Source organism: Pseudoduganella albidiflava (assembly GCF_004322755.1).
GTDB classification, from domain to species: domain Bacteria; phylum Pseudomonadota; class Gammaproteobacteria; order Burkholderiales; family Burkholderiaceae_D; genus Rugamonas; species Rugamonas albidiflava.
In genome coordinates, this window is record NZ_CP036401.1 from 3086971 (window position 1) to 3099690 (window position 12720).

Sequence of the window (12720 nt, forward strand, 5' to 3'; positions counted from 1 at the left end):
ATGGCCTCTGCCCGACGCACGTTCCTCGTGTCCTTCGGCGAACGATATACGCTGCTGCTGGTCGGTGTGGTTGGCACGATGATCATCGCGCGAATGCTGCCGCCCGCCGAGATCGGCATCTTTTCGATTGGTGCCGTGCTAGTCGGCCTGGCACAGGTGGTGCGTGATTTCGGGGTCGGCCAGTATGTGGTTGCCGCGAAGACGCTGTCGCAGGAACAGTTGCGCGCCGCGCTGGGCGTGGCCGTCGGCTCGGCGTGGACACTTGCGGTACTGATCGCAGTGCTCAGCGGCGTGATGGCGGATTTCTACGCCCAACCCCGGCTGAGGGAGGTCATGCGACTGCTGGCCGTGAATTTTCTGCTCGTTCCGTTTACGGCCCTGACATTGTCCTTTTTGCGCCGGCAATTGCGCGTCTCCGCGATCTACCTCATCAACACCACGCACAGCGTAGTGCAGCTGGTCAGCACCGTCTGGCTTGCCGCACTGGGATTCGGCTGCCTCAGCCTTGCATGGGGCACTGTGGCCGCCGCACTGGCGGCACTCATGGTCAGTCTGCCGTTGCGCCCGGCAGAACTGCCGTGGCTGCCGCGGCTGCGCGGCGCGCGCGCGGTTCTCGGCTTCAGTTTCTATGCAACAGGAGGCAATATGGCCGATGAAGCCGGTGTCGCGGCGCCGGATTTGGTCATGGGAAAGTTGCTGGGCGCTGAAGCGGTGGCCACATTCGGCAAGGCACAGGCCTTGCTCAACTTATTCAGCCAGGCGGTTACGAGTGCGGTATCGCCAGTGCTTCTGCCGCTGTTCGCCGGGCAGGCCAGGGATGGACGCGACCTGCGTGCCACGTATCTGCTCACTGTCAGCTGCATGACCGGCATTGCCTGGCCTTTCTTTGTACTGCTGGGCGTGCTGGCACTGCCCGTTGTCAATCTTGTGTACGGGGAGCAATGGGATGCAGCTGCGCCGTTGATACGAATCATGTGTTGCTCGTCAGCGCTCTATAGCATGTTCATCATGGCGCGGTATCTGTTCATCGCCACCGGACATGTGCGTGACCAGGCCTGGCTCGATACGGTTTCGGTAATGGTCCGCGTATTGCTAGTGCTGCCTGCGGCTTTGTTCGGCCTGCATTGGGTGGCGCTGGCGATCGTCGGGGGAGCTATTTTTCGTTGCTGGCTCACATGGCGTTACCTGTCGAGGCTTGCCGGGATTAACGCTGCGGCGCTCTGTCGCGCCGTCAGTCGAAGTGCCGCGCTGGCGGCGCTCACGGCAGTGGCACCGGTGGCCGCGCTGGCAATGATGCAGCCGGGCCCCGCGCAACTCGCAGTAGCGTCCTCGGCTGCGACGGTGCTATGGCTCGTCGGTGTACTGGCGTTCCGGCATCCCCTGGCGGGAGAGCTGGAATTTGCGTGGCGCAGCGTTCGGCGTCGTAATGCAGTGTAAGAAGGGGTAAGCCATGCGCGTGGGCATTTTGTCATATCCGATGTTGTTCCAGCGTGACGGCGGACTTCAGGTCCAGGTCCGAGAAACCATTGCTGCCCTGAACAGGATCGGCCCGGTGGCATCGCGGCCCCTGCAGGCGCAGCTGGTCGACCCGAATCGCGAACGACTCGACACGTTTGATCTGATTCACGTCTTCTCTGCCATTAATGGCAATTATCGGGTGGTGGAAGCGGCCAGCGAGATGGGTGTGCCGGTTGTGCTGTCTCCCTTGCTCTCGCCAGGATGGGACCGGGCTTCCGGGTTCCGCGCTCGCGTGGCGGACCGGCTGGCTGGCCGGTTGACAGCCTGGAACGTCCAGACCAGTTATGCCCAGACGAAACGCGCATTACAGCTGGCGAAACTTGTGATCGCTCTCGGCGAAGCGGAGCGGGAAGCAATCGTCTCGGGTTTTCTCGTCGACCCCGTGAAGATCCGCGTATACCCCAATGGCATCAACAAGCACTTCTTCACATCACGGCCAGAGCTGTTTCGCCACCGCACGGGAATCACCGGCCCCTTCGTACTGATGGTCGGTTCGATCAATCCCTACAAGAACCAGCTTGGCCTGGTCCAGGCCCTGGCCAACATGAACCTGCCGGTCGTGCTCATAGGGCGCGTGGCCCGACAGGATCAAGTCTATCTGGACACCGTGTTGCGGTCGCCGTGGGTACGCTGGCTGGGGGCACTGGAGCACAACGACCCCCTGCTGGCCAGCGCCTACCATGCGGCATCGGTCGTGGCACTGCCGAGCCATGGCGAGGTATTTCCGCTGGCGGTACTCGAATCGCTGGCTGCCGGGACCCCGGTGGTCATGACCGACGAAAACGCGCTCGACCTGCGAGAAAGCGCGTTCGCGCTGCGGAAGGCGCACTGGCACGATGCGACCGCTCAGCGCGCGGCGATCCGCGATTTCATCGACCGGCCGCCGGAACGTGAAGCGGTGCGGGCGCTGGTCGAACAGTACACGTGGCAGCGCGTTGCCGCAGGGATTGCGGACAGCTACGTCGAGCTTCTTTCAAGCCTGCGGGCGGACAAGCCCGACGCTGCCGACCAGCAAACTATGCCCTCATACGGCGAGCAAACCGAGTTGGTGCGGCAGGCCGAAGAGCCGGAAGGAACCTCTTCCTGACCCGACGCGGTCACGCCGCATTGGCGGCGCAGCGTCGCTTGCGATTCCCGATCGGCAACGTCGCTGTTTCCCCGGCCGCTGACATGGAACGGTCGTGTGAGGTGAACTCTTCACGCAGATACGGCCTTGTCGTGCTCGAGGCGTGATGCCTGACGTAGATGCCGCGCCTTGATTCAAAGCTACGCGACCGCGCAGTGCACCCTCTCTCATCAGCACTTTTGCGAGACGTTTCGCTGGTTGACGCGTTGCCGAATGGCGCGCGAGAAATGGTCCCGGTTGCGCGGCCCGATAGGAGCAATGGGCGTGAACTAATTTCTTCGAGCCTGATACATCGGCGAGCCGCATTTCACAGCAGAGGCAATCGACGGACTTGGGTGCGCAAAAGTGGCTGCACAGGCGTGCTTCCGCGAGCGAGGCGAACCTATGCGCGTGGTCGATAGCGCAGCACAGCAGCACCTTTTTCGCATGGCAGCTGGCGCTGTTCGACTTCGGGATACTCCTCGGCCCAGCGGCGCAGGATTTGTTGTTCATCACTTCGCCGCGCGTCGTCGAGGAAAACCGCTGCGCCTGGCGACAGGCAACCGAACAATGCCGGGCCGGCCGGATAGCGGGCCAGCGAACGCGTCGCCTGCGGCGGCCCATCGATGACCAGCATGTCAATCTCCGCGCCCGGCGGCAAGCCATCGGTCGCATACCAGGGCCACGACGCACCGGCAAACTCCCGGGACGTCAACGGCGCGTCGATAACCTGCGCCCAGGCCGACAAGCCGTGCCGTTCGAGCTGCCGGCGCGTCTCGCGTGCATACGCTGGATCGTGTTCCAGGCTGAATACTCTGCCTTTGCCGCTGAGCTGCGCACAACGTGCAAGCACGAGCGTCGAGGTGCCACTGCTGCACTCGACGATGACGTTCGGCGCTTCCGCCAGCGCGTGCCGAGTCAATTCGAGGAGAAAGTCAGGTGACGCCGCCCAACCCCGCGTATTGGGCAGGCTGCGGGACAGGCCCAGATCCGTGTACAAACCCTGCAGAGCTTCGAGCTGGCGAAACAGGCTGGCGCTTTCGTGGTGTGACTGGTCGCGGACATCGTGGAGCATCAGGTGAACCAGCCGCACTTTGTGCAGCGTGTACGCACACAGCAACAAGGTCGCGCCGATGAAGAGCATGGACGTTACTGGAAACATGATCATCCCCGGTCGTAATAGGCGTACTGGTCGCTGCACGAAAACGCCTGGGTCTTGTTGTAGATGAGATTCACGTGGTCGCATGCTTCAACCTGGCGCAAGGCCTCGCGTACCGAACTGTGCGTGGTGCGTTCCGCTTCCACGACCATGACGACCTGGCCCATCTGTGATGCCAGGACGCCTGCTTCGGATGTGAGCAGAAGCGGCGGCGAGTCGAAAATGACGATACGGTCGGGATACCGGCTGGCGATGTCGTCGAGCAGGCGCGACATATTACGGCTGGCGAGCAGCTCGGTCGCGTGTTTATTGCGACGACCGGCCGGCAGCAAGCTGAGTGCGGGAACGTTGGTTCTGAGGATGACTTCCGACAGATCCAGGTCTTCGTCGAGCAGCACGTCCATCAAGCCGGGCCGCGCATCGAGGCCCAGCACGTTGAGCATGGCAGGGCGGGCGACGTCGGCATCCACGAGCAATACCGTGGTGTCGCGCTCCATGGCCATGCTCATCGCCAAGTTGATGGCACAGAACGTTTTACCCTCGCCGGGCAGCGCGCTCGTGACGATGATCAAGTTGCCATGATGTATCGATGGACCATCGGTGCCGCGTGCACTGCGCAACAACGGTCGCTTGATGAGACGAAAATCCTCCGCGACAGCGCTTCTCCCGCCTTGGTCCGTGATCATTCCGAGCAGATGCAGACGTGAAAGATTGATATCGGCGAAGCGGCTGTCGGGAGTGACAAGGGAAGGTTCCGTGCGCGGCACACTGGTATTCGGGATCATTGTCGTCTCCGGCTATGACTGAAGCATTGACAGCGCCATCACGCCGCCGTAGGACATGAACAGGCAGGCTACGCCGGCGCCGAAACCGATTTGCCCGCGGCGCCGCTTCTTGCGCTCCGGCTCCGTCCAGTTCATTGCCACCGCACCCAGCACGCGCAGGCCTGTTGCTTCACGCAGATGGGCGGGGCTCAGGTAGGTGGGGCGCACCTGGCTGATCAGCAGTGCCACCGCTGCCCCCGCGAGCACGGCTACGCCGAATACCACGCTGTAGAGCAATGTTCTGTTGGGCCCGATTGGGCGCAGCGGAACCGTCGGTGGGTCGATGATCTTGAAGCTCAACATGTCGGTCGTGGTGGTCAGGTCGCCCGAGAGCTTGGCGGCTTCCCGCCGCTCGATCAGTTTCTCGTAGTTGTCCTTGTTGATCTGATAATCGCGGTTCAGCTGTGCCAGCTGCGATTCCACTTCCGGCACCGCCAGGCTCTGTTCGACAAGGGCATTGTGCCGCTGTTCAAGTTCGGTAACGCGGGCGCGAATCGACGCCACCCGCGCATCCGCCTCGGCCAATGCAACCTTCAATTGCTGGAGCATCGGACTGTAGCCCTTGCCTGGATCGGACGGGGCGGCGCGGGTTTTGGCCTCCTGTAGCTTGCGCTCTTCGAGCAGCGCGATGAGCCGCCGCGTGGAAATGATGTCCGGGTGTGCCTCGGTGTACTGCAGTAACAATGCGTCGAGCGACTTTGCCAAGGCTGAAATACGACCGTCGATCTCCGGATTGTCGATCGACGCCGGTGTCAGGTCGGTACCGAGAATGGGCTCGTCTCCCACGATCTGCGAATTGATCGCATTGCGGCCCTGCTCGGCTTCGACCAGTTCAAGTTTCGCGTTGTTGAGCGCGTCGGTCGAGATCAGCACCTGCGATCCATAGTCGATACCCTGTCGCGGCAGTAGCGCGTTGTTCTTCATTTTGAACTCCTTGACCGAGTTCTCCGCGGTGAGGAGTTTGTCTTCATAGGCACGGATCTGGTCATCGATGAATTGCACGGCCTTTTCCGATTCCCCTTTCTTGCCTTTCAAGCCACCTTCGACGAAGATCGTGAGCAAGGATTGCACGACGTCGCGTACCAGGCGTGGATCGCTGTTGCTGTAGCTGATCGTGTAAATGTCATAAGTGCTGGTGCCGCCGATACGGATCTTCTGCATGAGGTCCTCGACCTGTTTTTCATGCTCGCGCGGCGTGGCGGCCTTGATATCGAGGTCGACCATGCGAATCACGCGTTCCACGTTCGGCCGGCTGAGAAGGGTGCGGCTCATGATCGCCACCTGCTGGGTGACATTCGGCATGGAGGTCATGCCCGACAGCAGCGGTTTGAGGATGCTTTGCGTATCGACGAAAACCCGGGCCGTGGTCTGGTAGTCGTCGGGCAGCAGGTAAACCTTGATCCAGCCACCGGTCGCCACCAGCCAGGCAACCAGTACCGCGCTCCAGCGGTATTTCCAGATTCCCTTCAACCCGGACTGTAGCTGGGCGATGATTTCTTCCATAACCGGTCTCCGAGTGAACCTATTCCGATCGATTATATGGTTGGGCTCAGGGGCGCAAGTTCGTACCTGCTGAGCTCTTGCGTCCCATCAAAAAATGCGTACCGCCGGTGTTACCGGGGGTACGCATGAGTGACCGCGAGGAACGCCGGCTCAGGACTTGCGACGGCGGCTGACCAGGGACATGCTGAGCAGGCCGGCAGCAACGATGGCCAGCGTTGCCGGTTCCGGAATTTCCTCCTGCCGGGCGTCGGCAAACGTGGAGTGCTGGATCGTCAGCTGGTAATTCGTGCCGGCAGTCAGCAGGGCGCTGGTCGCCGACAGGAAACCGGCGAAGTCGTATGCCGTCGTGCCAGCGAAAGCATGCGTGCGGCTGACATTCGAATCGCCATTGATCTGATTCGGCGAGTAGGACAGGACGGTACTGGTGAGGGGATTGGCGTCGTCCAGGTTGATGATGCGGATGCTCCAGGACAGCCGCGCCGCAGCCACCGACTCAGGCGAGGTGCCGATCGGCACCTGGGCCACGGTATGCGCATCCGCATCGAACGCCACGGTCATCGAATCGGCAGCGCCCAGGGAAAACACGAACGAACTCGTGGTACCCGTGTTGGCGGTACCAGCCGTGGTGTTCGGGCTTGCCGAAACTGAAGCGGTGGCGCGGGTGCTGGCGTTCGCGCCGCCCGGTTCAAGGGCCGAACCCGTCAGTGACGTATCCCCGAACCCGAACGTTGCGTTGGGCAGAGTCGCCAGGGTGGCGGCGGGGAATGGCGTGAAACGCCCCGTTCCCGGGAGTGGTCCATTCACGCCGCCCGGGCACGTCCCCGCGCAGATCGGGCCAGTGGCAGCATTCAGGGTCAGTGCGTTGAACGTTGCGGTGGCGCTACTTGTGTTATCCACAACCAAGGTCGTGAAGTCGGCTGCGGTGAACTGGGCGCCGGCGGAGTTCAGGAACCGCAGGTTGGAAACGTTCAGAATCGAATCTGCAAAGGCGTGCGCCTGGGCGCTGCCGACGGCACCGAATGCGAGCGTGGCGGCGGCGGCCGTGGCCAGAAAACCTTTCCTGATGATGTTCATGGCGTACTACTCCTTGATAGTGGTTACGGCCAGAGAATCTGTGCCGACGGGACACTACTCAGCAGCATTCATGCCACTTGCGGTTGGGTATGAAGAATCAAAGGCTTACAAAAGTCCCGGGCGACCCCGGCCCAGGTTTGCAAAAAAGTCCGACGGTTATGGAACTCGCTGCCCGAACAGCGGTCTGAAGTACATAGACCACACGACCACAGGAGCAGACGTGCAACACGACGACACCATCATATCCTTCGAAGCTGCCGCGAAATTGCGTGACCTGGTAATCCGCGAGCAGGAAGCGGGGGTGGCGCATACCCATCCGATCGACATGCAGGTTTTCCACATCAGGATGGCCAGCACGGCTGGCGGCAGGGAGGCAGCGGGGTTGTTGCTACGCAAGATGTATGGTTGGCGCGGCTACGATGTCGATGCCGACAGCGAACACGCGCCGAACCGTATCACGCTCTATGCCGAAACGGGGGGAGCCACCGTGGGCACCATGTCACTGTGCCTCGACGCACCGGAAATCGGCTTGCCCGCCGATGAAAACTTTCGCGACAAGCTCGATGAGCTGCGGCTCGAGGGGCGGCTCCTCTGCGAACCGTCCCGCCTGGCCATCGACAAGGATGTGACGAAGCGTGTCTTCGCGTCACTGATCCATATCTCCTATATCTATGCCCACAATATCCACCACTACACGGATTACGTGATCGAAGTGAATCCACGCCATGTCATGTTCTACAAGCGCATGCTGGGCTTTCGCGACTTTGGCGGCGAGCGGCCGTGTACCCGCGTCGGCGCGCCCGCCGTACTGTTGCGCCTCGAGCTGGATTACATGGGTGAACAGATCCGCACGTTCGCCGGGCAGATGGAACAGGCGCTGGGTGAGCGGTCGTTCTACCCTTACTTTTTCCCGCTGCGTGACGAACCTGGTATCACCACCCGCCTGAAACAGGGACGCGACTGAGATGGCCGCCGCCGAAGAAGCGCTGCTCGGCTGGCGCCGCTTGCTGGGTCCCGACCGCGTGCTGCAGGACCCGGCCACGCTGGCGCGCTTTGCGGCCAGCACGTCTTCGTGGAGCACATGGCCGCTCGCGATCCTGCAGCCGCACAGTACCGCCGAGGTAACGCAGCTGGTGCGTACGGCCACCCGTCATCGTATCCCGCTGTACCCGATCAGCGCCGGCCGCAACTGGGGTTACGGCGACGCCTGCGCGCTTAGCGACGGCCATGCCGTCGTCGACCTGTCGGGAATGAACCGCATCCTGGAGGCCGATGCGACCCTGGCGTATGTGGTGATCGAACCCGGTGTCACGCAGCAGCAGTTGTCGCGATACCTGCTGGAACACGACTTGCCGCTGTGGATGGATTGCACCGGCGCCGGCCCCGACACGAGCCTGATGGGCAACATCCTCGAACGCGGCTTCGGCCACTCGCCTTACGGCAACCGCTTCCAGAATGTCGCCAGCATGGAACTGGTGCTGGCCGATGGGGATGTCGTGCGCACCGGGTTCGGCCATTACGCCGCGTCGATCAACCATCGTGTCTACCCATATGGCGTCGGACCGTACGTCGATGGACTGTTCACCCAGTCGAACATGGGCATCGTGACGAGCCTCGGCCTGTGGCTGATGCCGAAGACCGAGGCGCTCAACCATTTCCTGTGCATGGTGCGGGAGCATGACGACATCGCACCCATCATCGATGCGTTACGGCCCTTGCGGCTCGACGGTACCTTGCGCAGTATCCTGCACATCGGCAACGACCTGCGCGTGATTTCCGGGGGCACGACGTTTCCGCGCGAACTGACCGGTGGCAAGGTACCGTTACCGGAAGACGTGCGCCTGAAACTGCGCGCAGGGGCGGGGGTGGGTGCCTGGACGGTGTCCGGCGCGCTGTACGGCAGCAATGACCAGGTCGCCGCCGCACGCCGTGCCGTGCGCAGGGCGCTCGCGCCAACCAGGGCCCACATCCAGTTTCTCGACGAGCGCAAGCTCGATCTGGCCGCCACCGCCGCGCGCATGCTGGGGAACACTGGCGCCGGAAAGCGCCTGGCGGCCAAGGTCGCGCTGGGCCGCTCGCTGTTCGACATGAACCGCGGCATCCCGAATGGCCGGTTCCTGGCAGGGGCCTACTGGCGCCGGCGGGGCGGTCTTCCGGCCGGCTTCCCCGCGAATGCCAACCCGGCACTGGACAACTGCGGCATGCTGTGGGTATCGCCCGTGTTGCCGATGCGTGGCGCGGATCTGCTGCGCGTCCATGCGCTGGCCGAGCCCATCTTCCGCACGCACGGCTTTGATCTGTTTGTGACGTTCAGCATGATCAACGAGCGCGCACTGGGCGGCGTGCTGACGGTTGCTTACGATGCCGAAGATCCGGCGGAGGTGGAGCGGGCACGCCGGTGTTATCGCCAGGTCTTTGAAACGATGATGTCCGCGGGTTACATTCCTTACCGCGTCGGCTTGCAATCGATGGCCGATCTGGACAACGGCGACGATGCCTATTGGCGCATGATCGGCCGGATCAAGGCTGCGCTCGATCCGGCCAATGTCATCGCTCCAGGCCGGTATTCAGCACGGATGCCCCCGCGCGAATGAGGCAGCAGATCATGCAGCACGAAAATTGCATGCGCCCGAGTGCCGCTGCTTCCACCGCATTGCCAAATGCGGACTGTGCCGTGCCCTCCGCGTCACAGCTTCGCCATCAGCGCGCGCACCTCGGCCTGGCGCTTGAAGTCGCGTACCGCCAGCAATCGTTCGCACTGGGACCTGGCCCCCTTGCGGTCGCCGGACAGGAACAGCGCCTGGGCAAAACGCAAGCGGATGTCGTTCTCGGCCGGGGCCTGTTCCGTTGCGGCTTTCAGCAACGGGACGGCACGGGCCGTGTCGCCCTTGTCGAGCAAGATTGCCGCCAGCGTGTCGGCGATGGCCGGGCTTTTCGGCGCAATACGATGGGCCTTCTCGGCATTGCCAAGAGCACGGTCATCCTTCAATTGCAGTAGCGACCACGCATACTCGTTCAGCATCGCAGCGTTATCGGGCACGCTGCGCAAGATCTGCTCGTACTGCTTGCTTGCGGCCTTGTGGTCGCCTTCGCTCATCAGCGTGCTGGCATAGTAGGTCCGGGCCTGCAGGTCGGCTGGCTGCTTGTCCAGCCACTGCCTCAGTTGTGCCGCGGCCTCTTGTGGTTTGCCCGCGCCGACCAGGGCCCCGTGCAGTGCGATGACAAGAATCCCCGACGGGGCGACCTGCAACGCATGCTGGTAGCGTTGCACCGCTTCGCCGGGCTTCTGGCGAGCCATCAGCACGTCTCCTTCAAGCTTGAAGCCCAGCGGCCAGTCCGGATGGCGGGCCTGCAGCGACTGTGCCGCCGCGAGTGCTTCGCTGAACGCCTTCTTGTCTAGCAGCAGAGCATGCTGGAGCACCAGCGCCTCGGCGCTGTCGGGATCGGCCTTGACAGCCTTGCGGGCCGCCTGCAGCGCCTGGTCGTGGCGTTTGGCCGACAAGTCCATGGCGGCAATGCGCAGCTGCACGGCCGCCGATGCCGGTTGCAGGGCCGCGAGACGATGCCAGCTTTCCAGGGCGGCGTCATTTTGCCGGTTGAGTTCCTGGGCCTGCGCAAGGAGTGCCAGCGCCTCCGGATCAGCGGTATCGGTAGCCTGCATTTTCTGAGCGAGCGTCAATGCCTTGCGCTTTTCTCCCGTTTGCAGGTAAAAGCTTGCCAGTTGCCGGGCTGCCGCCCTGTCATCGGGATTTTCCTTGGCGGCCTGCTCCAGCCAGCGCCCCGCATCGGCAGGCTTGCCGACGCGTGCCTCCAGGTTCGCAAGAGATGTCATCAACGCGGCGTTCTTCTTGTCGCGTGCCAGCGCCGCTTCATAGCGCTGGCGAGCATCCTCGGGCTTTTTCGCCACGATGTCGAGATTGGCCAGGTTGTCGAGCGCGGGCAGGTACACCGGGTCGAGCGCGAGCGCCTTCATGAAACCGGCGCGTGCGCCACCGATGTCCCCGCTACCCAGCACCACGCCGGCGCGCAGGTTTTGCAGCATGGCGCTGTCGCCCTTGGCGATCATGGCGTCCACCACGCTCAGCGCCTTGTCGAGCTGCTTGTCGCGCATATGGCTCAGCACCAGCAGCGTTCCTGCACGCTCCGCACCGCCGCCCCCTTGCGCCGCGCGTTCCAGTTCGGCGATGGCTTTGGGACTGTCGCCCATCTGCAGCCGGCTGAAGCCATGGCCAAGGCGCAATTCGCTTCGCTCCGGCTTCAACTCGCTGGCTTTCTCGAAATAGGCGGCGGATTGCGCGAAATTATGCGCCTGCATCTCCGCCTCGCCAGCCAGGGCCAGCAGATCGGCGTCGTTCGGGGTGCCCTTCAGTGCGGCGCGCATGATGTTGAGTGCGTCGTCCCGCTTGCCGCTGCGCAGCGTTACGGTGGCCAGCAGTTTCGTCGCATAGGGGTGCTCCGGATTGGCTTGCAGGAACTGGGTCAGGTATTGCTCGGCGCGGGTATCGGAGCCCGTCAGCACCGATACCGCGCCAGCCAGGAGCACGCTGGGCATATGCTCGGGTGCCACGCGAAGCACTTGCTGCACCTGCTCCAGTGCGGACTTGTAGCGCTTCTCGCTAAAATCCAGCAAGGCCTGCGAATAGGAGATCATCAGGTTCTTCGGCTGTGCCTTCCGGGCCAGCTTGATCTGCTGGCGGGCGTCATCCAGGCGGTCTTGCTGGATCGCGAGGTTGGCCAGATCGAGCCGCGCTTGCACATTGTTCGGCTTGATGTCGAGGATGCGCTCATAGCTCTTGCGCGCTGCCGCCGGATCGTGGGCGGCAAGTTGCAGGTCCCCCTTCAGCCGCAGCGCATCGACATTGTCGGGATTCTGGGCAATGGCCTGCTCCAGCAATTGCCCGGCCTTATCCGGCTGGGCGCCGATGAGCGCCAGCTTCGCCAGGCCAAGGGTGGCATCCGACAGCCCCGGTTTCAGCTGCAAGGCACGCTCGAACATGGGGTGGGCTTCGTCGGGCCGGCCCAGGTAGAGCAGGGCCTGCCCGCGCAGGGCCAGCGCCTCGGCACTCGCTCCCTGTGCGGGGAATTCGTCAAGCAGCCGCTGGAACTGGCTTTGCGACAGGAGCGCCTTGCCTAGCCCGGGCTGAACCAGGTCCGCCTGCGCGCCCAGTTCCCGGGCACGCCGCAGCTCCTTTTCCGCCGAAGCCATGTCGCCGGTATCGAGGTACATCTGGCCCAGCATCAGCCGCGCCGTCACGTGGTCGGGTTGCTGTTGAACGATATTCTTGAGCTGGATGATCGCGGCTTTCGGATCGCCCTGGGCGCTGAAACGGCGGGCATCGGCCAGCAGCACCTCCGCGGGCGGCGGGCGGCTGCAGGCGCCAAGCGCCAGCAGCAAGGGAAGGGCGCTGAGCGCCTTCAGGATGGATGTGGTACGAAAACGGCGGCTGGACGAGCGATTCGGCATGACGGTCTCCATTGCAGGCTGAAATGCCAGCGTAGGAAATCGCCGGGCAAGCTCGTTGATCCCTGTCAACGAA

At 63.0% G+C, this 12720-nt stretch carries 9 protein-coding genes; 4 read left to right on the forward strand and 5 right to left on the reverse strand.

Translation table 11 applies throughout. From position 1 onward, the window contains the following. Positions 1-1437, forward strand: a complete 1437-nt coding sequence (locus tag EYF70_RS12790) for an oligosaccharide flippase family protein (protein WP_131145743.1) — start codon at positions 1-3, stop codon at positions 1435-1437. A 13-nt stretch (positions 1438-1450) separates the two neighbouring features. Continuing rightward, positions 1451-2605, forward strand: coding sequence for a glycosyltransferase (locus EYF70_RS12795; protein ID WP_131145744.1), 1155 nt, complete (start codon positions 1451-1453; stop codon positions 2603-2605). Positions 2606-3026: 421 nt separating this feature from the next. Here EYF70_RS12795 and EYF70_RS12800 read toward each other — a convergent pair whose 3' ends face one another. The 4 genes from EYF70_RS12800 to EYF70_RS12815 form a co-directional block, all read right to left on the reverse strand. Further along, positions 3027-3767 (reverse strand): class I SAM-dependent methyltransferase, encoded by a 741-nt coding sequence (locus EYF70_RS12800; protein WP_229420842.1) that lies wholly within the window; start codon positions 3765-3767, stop codon positions 3027-3029. Between the two features lie 20 nt (positions 3768-3787). Further along, entirely contained in the window at positions 3788-4567 is a 780-nt protein-coding gene (locus EYF70_RS12805; protein WP_131145745.1) for an XrtA-associated tyrosine autokinase, read from the reverse strand. 12 nt (positions 4568-4579) lie between these two features. Beyond that, positions 4580-6109, reverse strand: coding sequence for an XrtA system polysaccharide chain length determinant (locus EYF70_RS12810; protein WP_131145746.1), 1530 nt, complete (start codon positions 6107-6109; stop codon positions 4580-4582). A gap of 150 nt (positions 6110-6259) precedes the next feature. Next, positions 6260-7183 (reverse strand): EDSAP-1 family PEP-CTERM protein, encoded by a 924-nt coding sequence (locus tag EYF70_RS12815; protein ID WP_131145747.1) that lies wholly within the window; start codon positions 7181-7183, stop codon positions 6260-6262. A gap of 220 nt (positions 7184-7403) precedes the next feature. Here EYF70_RS12815 and EYF70_RS12820 point away from each other — a divergent pair, with 220 nt between their 5' ends. Next, positions 7404-8147 (forward strand): N-acyl amino acid synthase FeeM domain-containing protein, encoded by a 744-nt coding sequence (locus tag EYF70_RS12820; RefSeq protein WP_131145748.1) that lies wholly within the window; start codon positions 7404-7406, stop codon positions 8145-8147. A 1-nt stretch (position 8148) separates the two neighbouring features. Further along, positions 8149-9777, forward strand: coding sequence for an FAD-binding oxidoreductase (locus EYF70_RS12825; protein WP_131145749.1), 1629 nt, complete (start codon positions 8149-8151; stop codon positions 9775-9777). A 92-nt stretch (positions 9778-9869) separates the two neighbouring features. Here the strand turns inward: EYF70_RS12825 and prsT are convergent, their stop codons facing one another. After that, the gene (gene prsT, locus EYF70_RS12830; protein WP_165497653.1) at positions 9870-12647 is read right to left on the reverse strand and encodes an XrtA/PEP-CTERM system TPR-repeat protein PrsT; all 2778 of its coding nucleotides are present in this window, start codon (positions 12645-12647) and stop codon (positions 9870-9872) included. Positions 12648-12720 lie beyond the last annotated feature (73 nt).